The sequence below is a fragment of the Micromonospora sp. NPDC049523 genome, from assembly GCF_040676775.1.
Classification (GTDB): Bacteria; Actinomycetota; Actinomycetes; order Mycobacteriales; family Micromonosporaceae; genus Micromonospora_G.
Map to the genome: position 1 here is coordinate 109,521 of NZ_JBFAPP010000009.1, position 19,368 is coordinate 128,888.

Sequence of the window (19,368 nt, forward strand, 5' to 3'; positions counted from 1 at the left end):
CCCGATACCCTACCCGTCCTGCCGATTACCGGCACCTCGGTTGCACGGTATGCATTCTATTCGCACATCCTTCTGATATTCGTCCAGGAAATCCGCACGACTCATGCCCTCTGGATATAGGCGATTCGTGTGCGCCGTGGGGTAATGGCCCATATCGCCGGATGGCTGACCGGCCGTCGGATTACGGAAAACTTCGCCCACGCAATTCGGACCCTGGCGTGGACACATTACGCCGCCGTTGGGCCCCGGGGTACCGTCCGCCCAGGCGTCATTCGTTGTGTCTGCACGCCAACCGCCCCGACTCGTCGTGTAACCGGGCGCATTCGTACCACGTACCATGCCATTGGCGTCCACCGCGCCCGGGACGGGCGTATTGGGATTTGCCAAGAACTGCCCATTAGGCCCGATCGGTCGCCCACCAGTGGCACATTGACATGCCGCACTGTGGCCATCTTCGCCACCGCCGCAGTTATGCACCAGCACGGGTTCGTCGCCGGCTACCACATAGTACGTGTGGATGTCGGCGACCGTGAGGTCGCGCATCTCCTTGGCGCCGTCGTAGTTGACGACCTTGTCGACGACGACCTTGTCCCCGTCAGCCGTACGAAGTTCGTGGCCGACGGTCAGCTCGGAGGCGTTGACCCAGGTGTCGGTCGTCTCGTCCCAGAACGGGTGGTTCGCGGTCGTCTGCAACACCACCGCCGCGGCCAACCCAGCGACCGCCGCCGCGACCTTCACACCCAACTTGCTCGGGCTCTTCTTCTTGTCCTCGATCCGAGTGACCGTCACATCGGTCAACTCGGTGTCGGTGTTGCGGTGCAACTCGGTCACCGGCTTGGCCAGCGACACCCCCGTCTCCGGGTCGGTCGCGACCACCTGGTCACCGACGTTGACGTCCTCGATCGGGCGGGTCGAACCATCCGCCATCAACACCGGCGTCGCAGGGTCGAAGCTGTGCTTCTTCCCCTTCGGCTTCGAGTTGGTTGAACAACCAGCCCCGCCGCCACCCTTGAGGTCGATCAGGTTCAACCCCGGCACCATGCCGGACAGGGCGCTCTTCGGATCGATCCGACCCGTCGTCAACGCCTGGTTGATGACCTCGTCGACACCGTTCTCCGTCGCCTCGGTCGCCAACCGGCCCAGCAGACCCGAACCAAGCCGGGTACCGACCGCCGCCGCCGCTTTACCGGCGAGCAACCCACCCGCACCACCAGCCAGCCCCGACAACGCACCCGTACCCAACGAACCGAGCGCGTCACCCATCGAGTTGATGTCACCCTGCGCGGCGTCCTTCGCCAGGTTGATCAACGCACCCGCGCCGACCATGCACGCCACCGCACCCACACCCGCAGTCACCGCGGTGCAGGCCATCCCGGCGAGGATCGCCCCACCGATCGCGGCGAACTCCAGCAACGTGTCCTTGTTCGCCGCCGCCCACTTACTCACCGCAGAGAACGAGTCCTTCAACGCGGTCGCCGCCACCACCAGCGGACGCGCCGCCTTCGCGACGACCTGTTTACCAGCCTGTTTCACCACGTTGACGGTTTTCTTGACCACCTTCTTCGCCTGATCGACCTTTTTCGCCACATACTTGCGGCCCTGGTCGACCTTCTTCTTCACCGCCTTGACGACCTTCTTCGTCGCCGACTTCGCGACGGTGACGACCTTCTTCGCCACCGACACAACCTTCTTCGCCACCGACACGACGGCCTTCACCACCACCGTGGCAACGGCTTTCGCCGCCGTGTACACGTACGACGCGGCACGCGTAACGGTCGACGCGACCGCCTTCGCCGCGCCGGAGATCTTCTTACCGATCGACTTCAGCGGGTTGCCCCAGTGGCCGGTCGGGTCGGTGACCGTCAACGGGTTCGCGTCGCCGTACTGGTAGCGGTTGGCGTTGATCGAGTCCGGCACCGGGGAGTTCGACGCTGTGTCGCGGGTGTCGAACTGACCCGTGTCGGTGTTGTACCAGCGGGCGTGCATGTTGACCCGGCTCGTCGCCGCGTCACTCCACTCCGACTGGTACCCGAGCGCACCGATCAACGCCGACTCGGCCACGACCTTGCCCAACGGGTCGTACGTCGACGAACCCCGCAGCGTCGTGTCCGTCGCGATGAACTGACCGATCACATCGGTATGCAGGTCCGTCCAGACATACCGCCGGTTGTTGTTGACCGCCACACCCAACAACCCGCCACCCGGATCACGGGTATACAACGACGTACCATCCGCGGCCAGGTCGTTGCCCAGACCCGCGTACGCCCACCCGGGCCGCACCGCCCGACCCAACGCGTCATAGTCGTACGTCCGCGTCGCCGTCGCCGAACCCTGCGAACGCACCTGCCCGAACGCATCCGTCTGCGTCGCCACACCCCCAGCCGAGGCAAGCGTGCCCCGGGCGGTGTAGACGTAACTCGCCCCGTCGGCCGTCAACAACCGGTTCCGCTGGTCGTACGTGAACAGCTTGCTGCCGTTCTGCACCCGGTTGCCGGCCTTGTCGTACGCGTACACGGTTGTCGCCGTGCCGTTGTTCCACGACGTCAACCGGTCGGCGAGGTCGTAGCTGTACGTGTTCGACGCCGAACCAGCGAAACCGACCGTCGACTTCGACACCATGTTGCTGTTGGCGTCCCAGCCGTACGACACCTTCGCGATCGACCCACCGGCGGGGTTCTTCAACTCGTCGACGGTCTGCCGCTGCAGGCCGTCGTAGCTGAAGTTGCGGGTGTTGCCCGTCCCCCCGTAGGTGATCTTGGAGACCTGGTTCATGTTGTTGTACAGCGTCGTGAGCTGCACACCGGCCGTCGGGTTCGCGACCGACGCGAGCCGCCCGGCGCCGTCGTAGCCGTAGGACGTGCTGCCGGCCGCGTCGACCCGGGAGGCGAGCTGCCCGTCCGAGTTGTAGCCGAAGGTCGAGTTGCCGCCCGGGCCGGTGATCGTGCGGGGCAGGTCACGGTCGTCGTAGGTGAGGGTGTTCGCCCCACCCGGGCCGGAGAACGAGGTCATCCGACCGGCCACGTCGTAGTCGAAGACCCGGTCCGCGGCGGTCGCCTCGGCCCCCGCCCCGACCTGCCGCTTCACCTGGCCCATCACGTCGTAGGTGCTGGTCACCGAGACGTTGCCGGGCATCACCTGGGAAACCGGTCGCCCGGCCTTGTCGTACTTGACGGTGAAGGTCCGGTCGGCCGGGGCCGCGTGCGCCGTCGTCGACGGCTCGATCTGCGACTCCGGCAAACCCCAACTGTTGTACGTGGTGAGGAACGAGCCACCCCGACCGTCGGTGAACCGGGTCCGGTTGCCGGCCAGGTCGTACCCGAAGGTGGTCTGGATCGCGTCCGACCCGGAGATCGGTTGGAGTTGCCGGGTCAGCATGCCGGTCGCGTCGTACTCGAAGGTGGTCGTGGTGCCCCGGCCGTCCACGGACGCGACCACGTTGCCGGCCCGGTCGTACCTGCTCGACTCCGACGACAGCAACGTGCCGGTGGCGCTGTACGAACCGCTCGCGGTCGCCCGTCCGGCCAGGTCGTACGTGGTGGTGCTGTACGTGCCGTCCGGCATCGTCGTCCGGATCGGCCGACCGGCACCGTCGTAGCGGTACTCGGTGACGTTGTTCGCCCCGTCCTTGACCGTCAACGTCTCACCGAGCCCGTTGTACGTGGTCGAGGTGGTCACCTGCGAGGGGCTCTTGACCTGCGACACCCAGCCACCCGGGGCGTACGAGTAGGTGGTGGTGTAGTTCGTCGCGTCCTGGCGGACCACCTCGGTCGAGGTGAGCTGCCGGCCCAGGTAGTCGTAGGTGGAGGTGCTGACCGCGCCGGACGGGTCGGTCTGCGACAGCGGATCGCCGAGCAGGTCGTAGGTGAACGTACTGGCACCGTCGTTCGGCGCGATCACCTTCGAGGTACGACCGAGCTGGTCGTACTCGTAGCGGGTGCTGTTGCCGAGCGGGTCGGTGGTCTTGGTGAGCTGCCCCAGGTCGTCGTACTCGCTGGTGGTCTCCGCGACGACTGGCGTGGACGATCCGGGCGCGGTGTAACTCGGGGACTTCTGCGAGATCACCCGTCCGGCCCGGTCGTAACCGGTCACCGACCAGTTGCCGTTCGGGTCCTTGCTGTCGGTCGGCTCGCCGAACGTGTTGTACCCGGCCCAGGAAACCGCGTTCGCCAGCGCCGAACCCTGCGTCGCCGACTCCGCCATCACGGCCGGCGCGGTCGTCTTGACCGCCTGGTCGGCCTCGTCGTACGAGTGGTAGGTGGTGTTGCCGTTCGGGTCGGTGCTCGCCTTCGTGTTGCCGTTCTGGTCCAGCTTCACCGAGCTGCGTACGACGTGCGCGTCCGCCGCCGGCAGCGTGCCGCCGTACACCTGCGCCACCTGAGCCGGCGTCAGCGCCTGCTGGTACGCCTGTACGTCGTTGATCGAACCGGGCCAGTAGTCCGACAGCTGTCCCGCGTACTTTCCCCGTCCGATGGTGAAGGCGCCCTTGGACGACCAGACGGAGGAGGTCGGCACGGTGCCTTCGAGCTGCCCGTTGACGTACATCGAGATGTTGCCGGCACCCGCGTCGTAGACACCGGCCAGGTGGGTCCAGGCGCCGACGACGGGCACCGAGGTGGAGTAGACGAACGCGCCCGTCTGTCCGACCACGTCGCTGTCGGCGGTCATCAGACCCCAACGATTCGTCTGGAGGATGTACCCCAGTGAGAAGGCGGACGTCTGCTCGCCGGCCTGCGTGACGGCGAAATAGTTCCACCCCACGCTCTGCAACTTCACCCAGGCGGAGACGGTGTAGCTGCGAGCGCTGTCGACCACCGGACCGTCGGTGACAAGGGCGCTTCCGTCGAACGTCGCGGATCCGCCGCGCTCGGGCGACCAGCCCACCGGGCCGACCGCGGTGGCCGCGCTGTTACCACTGGTGTCGGCGGCGGTCGTCCCGGAGGTCTCGTCGAGTCGCCAGCGACCGACCGGGGTCGGTGCGGTCGACGGGTACGTGGTCTCGGCCACCGCCCGACCGTTGTGGTCGTACAGTGCCTCGGACCGGGCGACCACGCCGTTCGGGTCGGACTCGACCGTGGTGATGACGTTGTTGTCGCGGTCGTAGCCGAGGGTCGTGGTCCGGTTGACGCCGTTCGGGTCGGCGGTGGAGGAGGTCTGCCGGTTCGCGGCGTCGTACACCGAGGTGTTGACGGTGACGCCGTTGTTCGTCGCCTGCCTCACCACGTTGCCGGCGGCGTCGTAGGTGTTCTCCTCGACCACGAACGTGCTGGTGCCGTCGGAACGGACGATCTTCGCGGTCAGCCCGTTGTCGGTGTACGTGTACGAGGTCGTCCAGCCCATCGCGTCGGTCTCGGTGGCGAGACGTCCGGCCGGGTCGTACTGCTTCGTGACGGTGACCAGGTTCTGCGCCGGGCTCGGGTTGTTCGGGTCACCGGTGAAGCCGACCACCGTCGTGGTCAGCAGGTTGCCCCTGATGTCGTACGCGTTCGCGGTGATGCCGCCGTCCGGCTCGGTCTCCTTGACCACGTTGCCGTACGCGTCGTACTCGAACCTGGTTGTCGCGTCGGCCCCGTTCGTGACCGAGGTTTCCTGCCCGTAGCCGTTGAACACGTGCGTCTCGGTCCGGGACGCGTCGCCGCCGGTGAGGTCGGCGGTCGTCTCGGAGAGGATGCTGCCGTCCGGGTCGTACGAGGTGGTGGTCTTCGCCGTGTGCACCGCGCCGGTGACCCGGTTGGTCACGGCGGGCTCGGTCTGCGTGACCCGCCGACCCTGGCGGTCGTACGTGTTCACGGTGGTCAGACCGGCCGGGTAGGTGTCGGTGATGTCGGTTTCGGTGAGCCGGCGGCCGAGGCCGTCGTAGGTGAACCGGGTGATCTTGCCGACCGGGTCGACCACCTCGGCGACGTCACCGCTGGCGAAGTAGCGGACGGTCTGCTTCGCCCCGCCCGGCGTGGTGACCGTGGTCGGCAGTCCGCCCGGCGCGATCCCGCCGGCATAGCCGGCCACCGTCGTGCCATCGGTGTACGTGGTCGCGGTGACCCGCCCGAGCGGGTCCGTGATCGTCGTCTGGTTGCCCTTGGCGTCGTAACCGAACTTCGTCAGGTAGGTGTTGTCGGTCGCCGACGCCGACCGCCCGTCCCGGGTTTCCAGCAGCAGGTCGTTACGGGCGTCCGGCGGCAGGTTGGTGCTGGTGGCGTCCGGGAAGTAGGTGTAGTAGATCGACGAGCACTTGTTCGTCGCCTGGTCTTGGCAGGTGATCTTCTGCTTGGTGTTGCCCCGGACGTCCTGCAGATCCTGGGTCCAGACACCGCGCGGGTCGTAGACCAGGCTGCTGTAGCCGCCGACGTCGTAGCCGAATTTGGTGGTGTTGCCCATGCCGTCGGTCTGCGCGACGATCCGGTTGCCGTTGACCAGGTCGTAGCTGTAGGAGACCTCTTCGCCGGTCGGACCGGTCACTGTCGTCGTGGAAACCGGCATCGGGATGGTCGTGGCCACCCCGGAAACCAGCGTGATCGCCACCGGGATGGTCTGCTTCGACGCGTCGAAGTGCGCCTGGACCTGTGCCGCCGACAGTTGGCTGGGGTAGTACGCCAACTCCGCCATCCGACCGTTGAGGTAGGCGGTCGTGTTGGGCGTGAGGCCGGACAGACCCGTACCCGTCGCGCCGGCTCCGGCGTACGAGAACGCCTGGGCGGTCGCGGTCAGCGGGGTAGTGCCGGTGGAGCCGTCGACGCGGACGCCGTCCAGGTAGAGCACCTGGCTGTCTCCGTTGGACGTCAGCACCGCGTGGTGCCACTGGCCGTCGTTGACGGGCACGGAGGAGGTGAGCGACTGGGTCCACTGCTGCGCCGGGGTTCCATTGCAGGGGTAGATCTGCAACTGGGTCCGGTCCACGTTTGAATTGCCGGGATTATCAAGACACTTACCCGACAACACGTTGCGCAGCCCGCCGTTGATCGGCTCCCACTGCTGGCTCGGCCCACCGTCACAGGTGAAGAGCACGATCTTGGTCAGGTCAGCCGTGCCGTGGTTGAGCAGGTCCAGACACTTGCCCGCGGTCCGGATGGTCCTGTCCGGGTGGACCGACAAGTTCTGTGGTTCGTGGCCACCGCAGGTGTAGAGCTGGATCGGGTTGAGGTCGTTGGGGAGGGCCCAGTCGTTGTCGATGCACTTGCCCGGCTGCGCCGCCTTGATCGGGCCGGTCGGGATGATCGACTGCGCCAGCCCGCGCAGTTTGCCGTCAGGCGTGATCCAGAGCGTGGGCAGGCAGGGGCACTGGATATCGCCGAGCGTCGAAGCCTGCGAAGAAGCGAGGATGCCGCCGCCCTGGGTGGTCGAGAACCAGGTCTCGACCGAACTGGTGCCATTGGGCAGGTTGGTGGGCAGCCGCAGGTGCGACGAGGTGCCGTTGAACGACGCCGCGCGGCTGTCCGCGAACGGGCCGTCGGCGTTCAGGGTGACGGAACTGTAGGTGGCCGTACCGCCCTGGACCTCGTTGACCGCGTCGGTCGCGTCGGTCTCACCGAGCCGCCAGTAGTCGGCCGGCTTGCCGCCCAGCACCGACGCCGCATACACCCCGCTGCTGCCGGACACCGTCGGCGCGCCCATCGACCACACGCCGCCGTTCTCGTCGGTCACGCTGGCGACCCGACCGGTCACCTTGTCGTACGTGACCTCGGCGGTCACCCCGCCGGACGGCCGGGTGACCTTCGAGAGGACCGGGTGCGCCCTGTTGCCGGCCGTGTAGAGCGCCGAGACGGTCGATCCGGTCAGCGCCTGGTCGAAGATCGCGACACCCGCGATCGAGCCGTTGAAGAAGGTCGCCACCGCCGGCTGGCCGGTCCTCGGGTGGTTCGGCCAGCCGCCGCCCATGAAGCCCGCACCGATGCTCACGTTGTTGGCGCCACCGGTCGCCGCGATGTTGATCGTGCCGGCCAGCGAGCCCTTGGCCACACCGTCGAGGTAGAGGGTCTGCGAGTCACCGGCGCCGGAGAGCACCGCGTGGTGCCAGGCACCGTCGTTGACGGCGACGTCCGTGGTAATCGGAACGGTCGCGTCCTGCCAGAACTCGCCGCGCAGCCGGCCGTCACTGCCGATGTAGAGCGCGGGCGTGTAGTTGCCGGGCGTGGTCCCGTTGGCGATCGGGTCGCCGTTGTAGCTGAACAGCACTCCTCCGGTCGTGGTGGTCTTGAACCACAGCGAGACCGTCTGGTACTGGCCGTCCGCGATCAGGTTGCCGGGTAGCTGCACGTACGACGAACTGCCGTCGAAGCCGGCCGCCGTGGCGGTCGAACCGGGCAGGCCGCCCGGCTGGCCCAGCGTCACGTTGTTGTACCGGCCGTTGTCCGTACCCGCGTTCGCCAGCACCTTGCTGCCCGCGACCGACACCCCCGGGGCTTCGTCCAGTGGCCAGTACGAGGACGGGCCGACGTTCAACACCGTGTTCGCGTACTGCGAGGTGGAGTCCTGCTGGTACGTCGTGCACTGGCTGGCGCTGGCCGGCGGGCAGACGCTTGTCAGCTGGTCGTCCGGGCCGTAACCGTACGTCCAGGTGTCGACCGTGCCGGGGTCGGTCGGCACCACCGGGTTGGTGGCGACCTGGGCTACGTGCGGGTACGCCGAACCAGCCGGGGTGCTCCAGGTGAACTGGAGGAAACGCCCCGAGGCGGCGGTCATCCGGCTCAGCCGTGCCGCGCCGTCGTACGAGAACGACAGTTGCCGGCCGTTCGCGTCGGCGACGCCGGTCACCTTGAACACACCCGGCTCGGCTGCCTGCCCGAAGGTGTAGACCGAAGCGTCCTTGTCCGTCAACGTGTAACCGGTGAGCGCGCCGCCCGCGTTCTTGGTTTCCTTCAGCATCGAGAACCGGCCCGACGGCGGGGTGAAACTCCCGTCCGCGTTACGACCGAACGCCACGTCCTGCCCGGTGGGATAGGTGACCAGCACCGTCTGCACCGAGCCGGCGATGTCCTTCACCTGCGTCGCGCGTACGTCCAGCACGCTGGACCAGCCGGCACCGAACGCGCCGGACCGACGGGTGTCCAGGCTGTTGTAGCTGCGGGTGACGGCCAGCGACGGACCGACGGTACTGATGGCCGCGTCCGTCGCCGAGGTGGTGTAGTTGCCGATGCTCGGGTCGTAACCCTTGCCGGAGTTCTGCGCGAGGCTCCCGGTCAGCTGCGGCTGCGGCACTGCGGTGGTGAACTGGTACAGCGGGGCGATCTGGCTGTATCCGGACTTGTCGAAGGTCTGGAGGGTGTAGACATAGCGCTTGTTCCAGGCGAGTTTGCCCGCCGGCACGGTCCACGACGCGCCGGTCCAGCCCGACTGGGCGATCGTTGCCCCGGTGGTCGGGTCACCGACGGTGAATTGGTAGCTCAGACCCTTGTTCGGCCAGTTGTCCGCGTCGTAGCCACGCCCGAGCAGTTCCGGGGTCAGCGTCGGCACGACCGCGTTGTTCTCCGGGTACCGGCCGTTGATCTGCGGGGGCTCGTTGGCGCCGTATTCCAGCTCCAGGTACGGCCGGAGCTCCCCGCCCAGCGCGTTCGCCGAGGTGAACCGCTTCCACGCCTGGTTGTCGCTCTCCGAGGTGACCAGGGCGAGGCCGCGGTTCCAGCCGCCGGTGGACCAGTCGTCGAAGGTGGCCGGATTCAGCGCTACCGTGACCCACTTGCCGACGCCCCGGTTGCCGGAGGTGTTCTGGCAGGCCGGGTAGTTGTCGGTCACGGTCAGCGAGCCGATCGCGTTCGTCGAGATACTCGGCCCGGGGAAACCGCCAACGGCAAGGTCGGCCACCCGCCAGTCGCCCGTGACCTGGTGTACGTAGAACGGCCGGTGCTCGGAGCAGCTGAAAGCCCAGGACAGGTAGAGCTTGAGCCGGGCACTCTTGAACCGCAGCCCGTTCAAGCCGTCTGACGCCCACCGCTCGAAGGCGATGAACGAACGGGCCTTGACCGCGCCGCCGTTGTAGGTGCCGATCGCGAGGTTGTCACCGTTGGTGTTGACCGTGCTGGAATCGTTGTCGACGAAGACGTCGGCGGTGGTGTCGGTGTACGTGGTCGGGTCCACTCGTACGGGGTAGACGCGGGCGGGGTCGTGCAGCCACGCCTCGCTGGCGGTCACCCGCAGCCCCGTCTTGCCGCCGGCCAGGGTGATCAGCTCGTACGTGACGTCAGGCGACTGGAGCGGGGCGCCGGACTGCGGGTCGACCTTGGAGTCCTCCATGAAGCCGCGGGGGATCGAGGCGACCGCCTTGTTGTCGACGTTTCGCAACTCGATCGCACCGCTGGGGAGCAGGTGGGCGGTGAGCCCGTCGAGCCGCAGCGGGAAGACCCAGGACGACGCCGCTTCCGGCGACTTCAGGACCAGGGTTTCCTTCAGGCCGCTGTCGACGGAGTGCAGCTCGACATCGGTCTGCGGCAGGATCTCCAGGTAGGTGGCCCGAGCACCGGTGACCACCGGCTCGACGTCGGCTGCGCCTTCGAGTCCGTACCCGAACACCTCGCCGGTCGGCAGCGTCACCGAGACGAGTTCGGTTTCGGCGACGGTCGACGAGTCGGTGGCGGCCGTTCCGGCCGCGGCGAGGCCTCGCGCCCGCCCGTTCGCGTCCTCGTCCGGGTCGGCGACGGAGACACGCAGCGAGTTCGCCTTGGTGTGGAGGCGGCCGTCCGACCGTCGCTCCAGGTTCGTGTCGATGGGCTGCCAGGTGCCGTCGGCGGCGCGATAGTTGACCGGGCCCGAGTAGAGCCGGCGGGTCATCGAGCCGTCGGGGTTGGAGTAGACGTCCGAGCCGGCGTCGGACTTCGCCGCCAACCGCCGGCTCTTCTGGGCGTCGAAGCCCTCCGCGTCGGTTGTCTTCAGCGTGCTCGGCGGCTCGTACGGCTGGTACGGCGGCAGCGTGCCGGGGGCCGGCACCGGCACGCGGCCGGCTCCGCCCGGCGCGTCGGTCGACGCGGCCGAAACCTGGCCGGTTGGCGGGGTCTTGGGTCCGCGCTGCTGGGTCGGTAGCCCGTCCAGCGCCTTCGCGGCCGACCACGACGACCACGCGGGCCGTTGGGTGAGCCAGGAAAGCCAGGTCAGGGGGAAGTCACCCCCCGGCCGAACAGCTCCCGGCGGCAGCGCCACCGTGAGTCCGAAGACGACCGCGACGAGCAAAGCGCCCCTTACCAGGACACGACTCCCCGAACGGCGCATCGGCCGTCTCCTCCCCCGCTGTGAATCAAACAGCGGGAGTCTGCGGCACCAGAGATCTTGGCGTCAAGGAAATCTTCGACGCAGAGCTAGCGCAGGGCTACTGAGCGGCTGGTTTGACCGATGCGACGAGCTTGCGCACGTTTTCCCGTACGGTTTCCGGCGCCCGTCCATCCACAAGGGACACGTTCGCGGCGGCCGTACCGCCTCCGACCAGGGCGAACTTGGCGCGAGGAAACCGAGGTGCCTCTTCGTCCACTGCGGACAGCGGGCCCGGCCCCACGGCGAGCACCAGGTCGCACCGACTCTGCACCAGGCTGGCCAGGTAGGTCTTGGCGTTGTCGGCGGTCTGCGGGCCGTCGACTTCGAGGAACTGCACCTTGGTCAGCGTCGCTTCGGACGCCTCCTGCATGCCGGCCCAGACCGCGGCGGCCTCCGGGCTCGTCACCCCGTGCTCGTCGGTGAGCAGGCATGCGGTGGCCTCGCCGTACTGACGGGCGAGTGGCTCCGGCGGGGACGGCCACGCCGCCCAGGTCACCAGGCCGGCAACGACCACCACGGCTGCGACCAGCCACCAGACTCGACGCCCGCCCCGGGGCCTGGGGGCCAGCATCCATTGCCGCAGGACGCTCGACCCACGATCGGACCGCCCACGCTGCCGAACCCCGTTACCCACCCCGCCACCGAGCACGGCGTGCACCCTACCCGGTCAGGATCGCGCGGTTACCCCGCCGACGGGCCGTTCAGCCGGGGCTGCCCGTGGGATAGGGCGGCTGGGTCGGCAGTGCCGGCAGTTCCGGTTCGACCACCGGCGGGTTCGCCTGCTTCAGCAGTGCGCTCAGCGCCGCCCGGCGGACCACCACCAGCAGCCGGTCCCCGGCACCGAGGCGGTGCGTACGCGACGGGGACCAGATCAGGTTCGGCTGACCGGCCGGGGTCAGCCCGATCACCCGTACGCCGGCGGCCTGGTCGACCTCGACGAGCGCGCGGCCGACCAGCGAAGCGCCCTCGGCGATCGGGACCTCGGCCACCAGCAGCGCATGCCGGTTGATCGGGATGGTCGCGATCATCTCCCGGTTGAGCAGGGCGGCGGCGAACGACGGCGCAGCCAGGTACGACACGCTGCGCGAGATGTTGATGTTGAATGCCTTCTGGATCCGGTCGGCGAGGTCGCCGTCGTACAGGCGCAGCACCACCCGCAGGTCGGACTTGGCCGCCCGGGCGTTCAACGCCGCCTGGAGGTTGGTGACGTCGTCGGTGGAGACCACCACCAGGGCCTGGCAGGTGGCCACCGAGGCTGCCTCCAGGATCTCCTCCCGGGCACCGTCGCCGACGATCAGCGGGATGTTCAGGCGGCGGGCGACCGTCGCCCCTCGCGCCTGCGGGTCCTTGTCGACCGCGACCACCTCGATGCCGAGGTCGTGCAGCTGCCACATCACCCTGGTCCCGACGTTGCCGAGCCCGACCACCACCACATGTCCCTCGCGGGGACGGCGTACGCGGCTGTCGTCGAGCGCCAGCCGGGCGTTGACCATGCCGTCCACCACGGCGGCGGTGATCAGCGGGATCAGCGCCAGCCCGGCGAGGTTCAGCACCACCTGCATGACCTTCACGGACGCGGATTTCTCGGGGTCCGCGTCGGCACCGCTGATCGTGGTCAGCAACGCGACGTAGAGCGCCTCGGCGATGCTGACGTCTTCGGCGCGGGCGAGCAGGAAGCCGAAGACCAGGATGATCCCGAGCACCGCGAGGGTGGCGATGCCGATCTTGCGGGTGGCGAAGGAGCGCAGCGCCCGCCAGAAGACGGCGGTCGGGCGCCGTTGGCGGCGGCGGGCCCGCTTGATCCGGCGTGCGGCCACCTCCGTACCGGGTGGTTGGCCGGTCGCCTCGGCCAGCACCAGGTCGGCCTGCGCCTCGTCCGACGGCAGGATCCGCACGTGTTGGGGGTCGCTGGTGTCGGCCAGGCCGCACACCACGTGCTCCGGGCGTACGTCGGTGCGCCGGGCCACGGTCATGGTCCGGCCGCGGTACCGGAAGTGCGTGGGCGTCACGGCACCGAGCGCCGCCGCGACGAAGGTGGGCGCCGCCATCGAGGCGTCGGAGAGCACCGCGCAGTCGGCGAAGAGCGGCCGTACGCTGTTGCCGAGCCCGGTGTTGAACATGCGCAGGACCAGGCGCAGCCGGGGTTCGACCTCCTGCGCGCAGAGTGCCGCGTGGATGTTGCCGACGTCGTCCTGGTGCATCAGGGCCAGGCCGTGCGCCCCGGCCAACGCGGCGGTGCGGAAGGTCTCCTCGTCGAGCCGATCGGCGGAGATCACCCGTACGCCCCGGATCGTGCGGATGTCCGGGCCGTCGGCCCGGCGTCGGGTCGGGACGATCACGGTTACCCGTACCGACTCGGCCAGCAGCGCGTTGACCAGATGGATGGCCAGGGCGTCCTGGCCGCAGACAACATAGTGTGGACGGCCCTCGTTGGTCCGCAGCCCGTCGCGAAGTCGGGTCTCGACCGCGCGTCGGGCCCGATTGCGCCACGGGTCCGCCATGCCCGGATCGTAGCCACCACGATCATCCATCGCTGCCCGCCGAGCCGTCGGCGGGCGTGGACGGTGCGTCGTCCGGGCGTGCGGGCACCGGTCGCGGGTGGTGGAGTGGGATGCAGACGTTCCTGCCGTACCCGGATTTCGGCGCCAGCGCCCGGTCGCTGGATCCGCTGAGGCTGGGCAAGCAACGGGTCGAGGCGCTCCAGGTGCTGCGCGGGTTGACCTGGCCCCGGTACGGCTGGCGGCACCATCCGGCGGTCAAGATGTGGGCCGGGTACGAGGAGGCACTGGTCCGGTACGGGCTGGACGTCTGCGACGTGTGGTCCGCCACCGGTCGGGCCGACACCGTCGCCGGCACCCTGATGGTGGACCTGACCACCGCCTGCGGCATCGACCGCGTACGTCTCCAGCCCGAGTTGGCCGCCGCGGGTGAGTTGCCGCCCTGGCTGGGCCGGGAGGACCTGCACCTGAGCCACCGGGTGTCGCTGCTGCGCAAGGACCCCGACTTCTACCGCCCCCGCTTCGGCGACCTGCCGCCCGACCTCCCGTACGTCTGGCCACCGTCGGACCGCCCTCCTGCCTGCCGGCCCCCGGAGTAGGGGTTTGTGTCCGAAGGGCCCCCTCTTGACACCGGAAACGGGGGACACTGACTGCGCTTGCATCGGAAGGGATCCATGGAGCTGTCGCGAGGGTTGGGCCGGCTGCTCGGCGTACACCCGGTCCGGGTGGATCCCGAGGGCGGCGCCGCCGGTACGCCGAGGGTGCCGAACGGGACCGGCGCGCTGGTGGTCGGTGGCGGGATCGCGGGCATCTCGGCCGCCGTGGTGCTCGCCGAACGTGGCGTACGGGTGACCGTGCTGGAGGCCCGGCCGACCCTCGGCGGGCGCCTCGCGGCCTGGCCCGACGCGCTCGCCGACGGCACCGCCCAGGCCGTCGACCACGGTTTCCACGCGTTCTTCCGGCAGTATTACAACTGGCGGTCGATTCTGCGGCGGATCGATCCCGCGCTGGGCTTCCTGCGTCCGGTGCCGGGTTATCCGGTGCTTTCGGCGGACTGGCCGACCGAGGAGTTCGCCCGGTTGCCGAGTGCGCCGCCGCTGAACCTGCTCGCCCTGATCGCTCGCAGCCCCAGCCTGCGTCTGCGCGATCTGCGCACTATGGACGGAAATGCGGCGCTGCCGTTGCTGGCGTACCACCCGGAGCGGAGTTACGCCGAACTCGACCGGGTCACCGCCGCGCGGCTGCTCGACTCGCTGCGTTTGCCGGACCGGGCGCGGGCGATGCTCTTCGAGGTGTTCGCACACTCGTTCTTCAACCACGAGCACGACATGTCGGCTGCCGAGCTGGTCGCGAACTTCCACTTCTACCTGCTCGGCAACGCCGAGGGGCTGTCCTTCGACGCACCGGACCGGGACTACGACTCGGCGATCTGGCGCCCGCTGGCCGCGTACCTGCGGGTTCTGGGGGGCCGGGTGCACACCGGCACGCCGGTGACCGGCATCAACCGCCAGGACGGTGGCGGCTGGCGGGTCACCGCCGGTGGGACCGGGCACCGTGCCGAGTTCCTGGTGCTCGCGGTCGACCCACCGGCACTGCGCGACCTGCTCGCCGCCGCGCCGGAACTCGCCGCCGAGGCGCCGCGGCTCGCCGCCCAGGTCGCCGCGTTCACCCCCGGACCGCCGTACACGGTGGCACGGTACTGGCTGGCCGGGGACGTGGCACCGGACCGGGCCGTGTTCAGCGGGGTGTCGCGGCAGCCGACGCTCGACTCGGTGACGCTCTACCACCGGCTGGAGGCCGGGGCCCGGGACTGGGCCGACCGGACCGGTGGCGCGGTGGTGGAACTGCACGCGTACGCCTGTGCGGAGGATCTGCCGGCGGAGGAACTGGCCGAGCGGATGCGGGCCGAGTTGATCGGGCTCTGGCCGGAGGTGGCCCGGCTGCCCGTGGTCGAGCTGCGGGCAAGGGTGCAGCGGCAGGCTCCCTCGTTCCGTGCCGGCAGCCACGCCGACCGCCCGACCGTGGCGACCGACGCCGACGGGCTCTTCCTGGCCGGCGACGGGATCCGGGCCGACCTGCCGAGCGCGCTGATGGAACGGGCCGCCGTGACCGGCATCCTGGCCGCGAACCAGATCCTGCGCCGCTGCGGTACGGCACCCGAACCGATCTGGTCCGTACGCCGACGCGGCCTGCTCGCCAAACCCTGACGAATTCTGATCAAATCCGTTGCCGCTCGGCGGTGTACGCAATTACCGTTTACGCAGTCAGGGAAAACCACCGAGCGAGGGGTCGGCATGAGGATGACAGGCGTCAGCGCGATGCGGCGGTTCCGACCGCTCGTCGCCGGCCTGCCCCACCACAGCCGGCCCACCTGTTGGTACGCGGACGGTACGGAACACGAGCTGGACGGGCTTCGCGGCTGACATCGACGTCGACACCGCGACCCAGCCGCCCACCCAGCACGTACGGGATCCGGGCGGCTTTTTGTATCCGTGACCGCCGACGAGAAGTCGGCGGTCGATCCATCCCACTCGACGCCCACGAAATACGAATCGAAAGGAGGACCCGGTGGACGCGGTGCTCGTCATCAACGCCGACCTCGGCCCACTACACAAAGTCAGTGTCCAGCACGCGATCCGGATGCTCTGTCGCCGGGTCGCCGAGATTCACGAGGCGGAGCCCGACCGTCGGATCGGGGTCTTCCCGATGCCCCGGGTGGTCCGCCTGGTGCGGTACGTGGTCACCCGCTGGCGGTTCAGCTCGGGTCCGGCCTGGTCCCGGTCCGGGGTGCACGTGCGCGACGGCAGCCGGTGCGCCTACTGCACGGCGCGGGCGACCACCATCGACCACGTCCTGCCCCGCTCGCGAGGTGGACGGAACACGTGGAAGAACACCGTCGCGGCCTGTTACGCCTGCAACCAGCGCAAGGGTGACCGCACGCCGGCCGAGGCGGGCATGCCACTGCGGTACGAGCCGAGCGTTCCCGGCTGGTCCACGCTGGTACGCCTCTGACCAGGCCGGGGAACGGGTCCGTCAGCGTATATTGACGACGTGTCGGACGAGCCACTCCAGGACCTGCTCAAGCTCAGCGCCGGCCCCGAGCCGCTGGAGAGTCTGCGGGCCGCGGCCGAGTTGCGCCGAGGGGTCGAGCGGATGGAGGCGGTGCTGGTCCGCCGGGCCCGAATTGCGGGTGCGTCCTGGGCCCAGGTGGCCGAGTCGCTGGGCGTGTCCAAGCAGGCCGCCCACCGCAAGTACGGCGGCGGCGGGTTGTTCCGGCAGGAACCGTAGCCGCAGGCCGGTGATGACGATCGGCCCGGGACGCACCAGCGTCCCGGGCCGATCACTGCGAGCAGCCCGTTCGGGGCCGGTCAGGTCACGGGCGGCGTGTCCGCCAGGCCAGGGTGAAGCCGACCAGGGCGACGATCCCGACCACCACACAGGCCAGGATCCATTTCGCCTCGGCCGAGAGGTCCGGCAGCAGGCCACCGCCGGTGCCGCTCTCCGTCCCGCCCGCCTGAGCCGATTCGCTGGCGCTCGGTGAGGCGGTCGGGCTCTTCGACGAGGACCCGGTGACCTTCGGCTTCGGCGACGGTCCGAGGGGCGCGCTCAGCACACCCTCTCCGCCGCCCTCGTCGTCGCCGACAGTGTTGAGCCCCAGTCCTACCCGGGTCGGTAGGCCCAGGTCCTGTTCCGGCAGGTCGGTCACGGAGAGCCGGACGTAGTAGGCGCCGGGGAGCGGGTCGCCGGACCACGGCTCGGCCCAGGACCGGACCTGCCGCAGTTTGCATCCGAGCGACAGCGTGGTGTCGGCGACCTTCGCCGTCCGGGTCTGGGCGCCTTCGGTGCACGCCTGGCGGCGCCGGAGGCCGTCGAAGACGTCGACTGTCCAGGTGGACGGGCCGTGTCGGTCCGCCGCCGGTGGCAGCGTGACGTTGATCTTCAGGTCGTTGGTCTCCCCCGCGAACGCGGTGAACTGCCAGTAGAGGTAGTCGCCGCTCGACGCGGCCACGTCGACCGGTTGTTCGGCCCTGATCGTGGTCGCGGTGAGGAACGAGGTGCCGGCCGTGGTCACGGTGTCCGTGTCCGGGTCGGCCGAGGACGTCGGCGTCGGTGACGGCGAGGCCGGCGCGGCGGCCGCGATCGCACCCGGCACCAGGATGCCGGCACCGACCGCCACCGCGAGCACGGCGGCCCTGATCGCGCCCAGCCGCCGGGCCGGCATCGGCCGCCCGGTCGGTTCCGGACGGGTCGTGGTTTCGTCCCGGGTCATCGGGTTTCCCTCCTGGTGGCGATCACCCAACGGATGAACCAGCCGAGGATCAGTCCTACGGCCAGCCCGCCGAGCAGCACCCAGCCCCGGCTGAGGCCGGGGGTGTCCAGCGCGGGCGACGCGTCGACCACGTCGATGGTCAGCTCGATCGGCATGCCCGGACCGTCGTTGGCTCCGGTCGGTGTGGAGAAAGAGTTGCTGACCACCAGGCAGACGATGGGCTGTCCGTTGCCCGGGGCGACGACGGACGGGCTGGCGGACGAACCCGCCGAGGGTGTCGGGGCGGCGGTGGGGGATCCGCTCGGGCTGGCCGAGGGCGACTCGGCCGGTGCCTCCGCCCCCGACCACCGCACACCGGTCGAGAGCACGTCCGTACGGCCGCTGCCGGCGTCCGTACCGCGGACGAGTTCGCGACCGTCGGCGGCGACGGCCCGCAGCAGTACGCCGTAGTGGGGGTTCAGCGGGCGGTCCAGGGCGACGCTCACCGAGGCGCGCAGCTCCTGGTAGCTCGCCACCGGTACGCGGTAGAAGCGCTGTTCCTGCGGCCGCTCCCGGTCGGTGTAGACGCCCTGCTGCTGCAGGATCGGCGCGTTCTCGCACCGGTTGGAGCCGGCGACGGTCACCGGAGTCTGGGTGTAGGTGTCGCTGGCCCGGTTGACGAGCTGTTTGATCCGGCCGCTGAGCTGCTCGACGCTCTGTGCGGAGGTGTACGTCCCGCCGGTCGCCGCGGCGATGCAGACGAGCTGTCGGCGTACCTTTTCGTCCGGGGCCAGGCCGAGCGTGTCGACGACCAGGTGGGTGCCCTGCGCGGCCAGTTCGCGGGCGACCTCGCAGGGGTCGGGCGGAGCGCAGGTGTCCTCACCGTCGGTGATGAGTACGATCCGGCGGGTGGTCCCTCCCGTACCCAGGTCTTCGGCAGCGGCGCGCAGGGCCCTTCCGACGGGGGTGAAGCCGGTGGGGCGCAGCCCGGCGATGGCCGCCTTGGCCTGGGTCCGGTCGACCGGGCCGACCGGCACGATCTGCTGCGTGTCCTGACAGCCGACCTTCTTGTCGTCGCCGGAATAGGTGGCGCCGAGCACTCGGATGCCGAGCTGGGTCTCGTCGGGGACCGCGTCGACCACCTCGTGGAACGCCTGCTGCGCGACGGCGATCCGGCTGCGGCCGCCTATGTCCTTGGCCCGCATCGAGCCGCTGACGTCGAGCACGAGTTCGAGCTTCGGCGGCTCGCTGATGGGTTCGTCGTCGGCGACCGCCGGTGGAATGCCGGGAAGGGTAAGGGCGGCCAGCAGTCCTAAGAGAACAGCCATGGACCGTCGTCTGGAGTTCACGCCGAGATACTAGTGACGAAGAAATCGGTGCTAACTCCCTGGT

General features: G+C 69.3%; 10 protein-coding genes. 5 read left to right on the forward strand and 5 right to left on the reverse strand.

The window, feature by feature from the left end:
* Window positions 1-9: 9 nt before the first annotated feature.
* The 3 genes from AB0J90_RS16135 to AB0J90_RS16145 all read right to left on the reverse strand — a co-directional run bounded on the left by AB0J90_RS16135 (window position 10) and on the right by AB0J90_RS16145 (window position 13,730).
* The gene (locus AB0J90_RS16135; protein ID WP_363596446.1) at window positions 10-11,190 is read right to left on the reverse strand and encodes a LamG-like jellyroll fold domain-containing protein; all 11,181 of its coding nucleotides are present in this window, start codon (window positions 11,188-11,190) and stop codon (window positions 10-12) included.
* A 97-nt stretch (window positions 11,191-11,287) separates the two neighbouring features.
* A complete protein-coding gene (locus tag AB0J90_RS16140) occupies window positions 11,288-11,800 on the reverse strand; it encodes a hypothetical protein (RefSeq protein WP_363596448.1) in 513 nt (170 codons plus the stop codon).
* Window positions 11,801-11,930: 130 nt separating this feature from the next.
* Window positions 11,931-13,730: an NAD-binding protein gene (locus AB0J90_RS16145; RefSeq protein WP_363596450.1), complete on the reverse strand. Its 1,800-nt coding sequence runs from the start codon at window positions 13,728-13,730 to the stop codon at window positions 11,931-11,933.
* Window positions 13,731-13,840: 110 nt separating this feature from the next.
* Here AB0J90_RS16145 and AB0J90_RS16150 point away from each other — a divergent pair, with 110 nt between their 5' ends.
* The 5 genes from AB0J90_RS16150 (at window position 13,841) to AB0J90_RS16170 (ending at window position 17,015) form a co-directional block, all read left to right on the forward strand.
* On the forward strand, window positions 13,841-14,326 hold the full coding sequence (locus AB0J90_RS16150; RefSeq protein ID WP_363596452.1) for an MSMEG_6728 family protein: 486 nt from the start codon (window positions 13,841-13,843) through the stop codon (window positions 14,324-14,326).
* Window positions 14,327-14,401: 75 nt separating this feature from the next.
* Window positions 14,402-15,934 (forward strand): FAD-dependent oxidoreductase, encoded by a 1,533-nt coding sequence (locus AB0J90_RS16155; RefSeq protein ID WP_363596454.1) that lies wholly within the window; start codon window positions 14,402-14,404, stop codon window positions 15,932-15,934.
* An 87-nt stretch (window positions 15,935-16,021) separates the two neighbouring features.
* Window positions 16,022-16,150: a hypothetical protein gene (locus AB0J90_RS16160; RefSeq protein WP_363596456.1), complete on the forward strand. Its 129-nt coding sequence runs from the start codon at window positions 16,022-16,024 to the stop codon at window positions 16,148-16,150.
* Between the two features lie 145 nt (window positions 16,151-16,295).
* On the forward strand, window positions 16,296-16,739 hold the full coding sequence (locus tag AB0J90_RS16165; protein ID WP_363596458.1) for an HNH endonuclease: 444 nt from the start codon (window positions 16,296-16,298) through the stop codon (window positions 16,737-16,739).
* Window positions 16,740-16,802: 63 nt separating this feature from the next.
* Window positions 16,803-17,015: a helix-turn-helix domain-containing protein gene (locus AB0J90_RS16170; RefSeq protein WP_363596829.1), complete on the forward strand. Its 213-nt coding sequence runs from the start codon at window positions 16,803-16,805 to the stop codon at window positions 17,013-17,015.
* Between the two features lie 85 nt (window positions 17,016-17,100).
* Here the strand turns inward: AB0J90_RS16170 and AB0J90_RS16175 are convergent, their stop codons facing one another.
* Together AB0J90_RS16175 and AB0J90_RS16180 are read right to left on the reverse strand one after the other, a co-directional pair.
* Entirely contained in the window at window positions 17,101-17,997 is an 897-nt protein-coding gene (locus AB0J90_RS16175; RefSeq protein WP_363596460.1) for a peptidase, read from the reverse strand.
* Window positions 17,994-19,325, reverse strand: a complete 1,332-nt coding sequence (locus tag AB0J90_RS16180) for a VWA domain-containing protein (protein WP_363596462.1) — start codon at window positions 19,323-19,325, stop codon at window positions 17,994-17,996. Before AB0J90_RS16180 ends, AB0J90_RS16175 begins: the two co-directional genes overlap by 4 nt.
* Window positions 19,326-19,368: the final 43 nt, after the last annotated feature.

Excerpts from the sequence above, each read along its gene's own strand:
- AB0J90_RS16160 (WP_363596456.1), top strand. The coding sequence starts at position 16,022 with ATGAGGATGACAGGCGTCAGCGCGATGCGGCGGTTCCGACCGCTCGTC.
- AB0J90_RS16155 (WP_363596454.1), top strand. The coding sequence starts at position 14,402 with ATGGAGCTGTCGCGAGGGTTGGGCCGGCTGCTCGGCGTACACCCGGTC.
- AB0J90_RS16135 (WP_363596446.1), bottom strand. The coding sequence starts at position 11,190 with ATGCGCCGTTCGGGGAGTCGTGTCCTGGTAAGGGGCGCTTTGCTCGTC.
- AB0J90_RS16140 (WP_363596448.1), bottom strand. The coding sequence starts at position 11,800 with ATGCTGGCCCCCAGGCCCCGGGGCGGGCGTCGAGTCTGGTGGCTGGTC.
- AB0J90_RS16175 (WP_363596460.1), bottom strand. The coding sequence starts at position 17,997 with ATGACCCGGGACGAAACCACGACCCGTCCGGAACCGACCGGGCGGCCG.
- AB0J90_RS16150 (WP_363596452.1), top strand. The coding sequence starts at position 13,841 with ATGCAGACGTTCCTGCCGTACCCGGATTTCGGCGCCAGCGCCCGGTCG.
- AB0J90_RS16145 (WP_363596450.1), bottom strand. The coding sequence starts at position 13,730 with ATGGCGGACCCGTGGCGCAATCGGGCCCGACGCGCGGTCGAGACCCGA.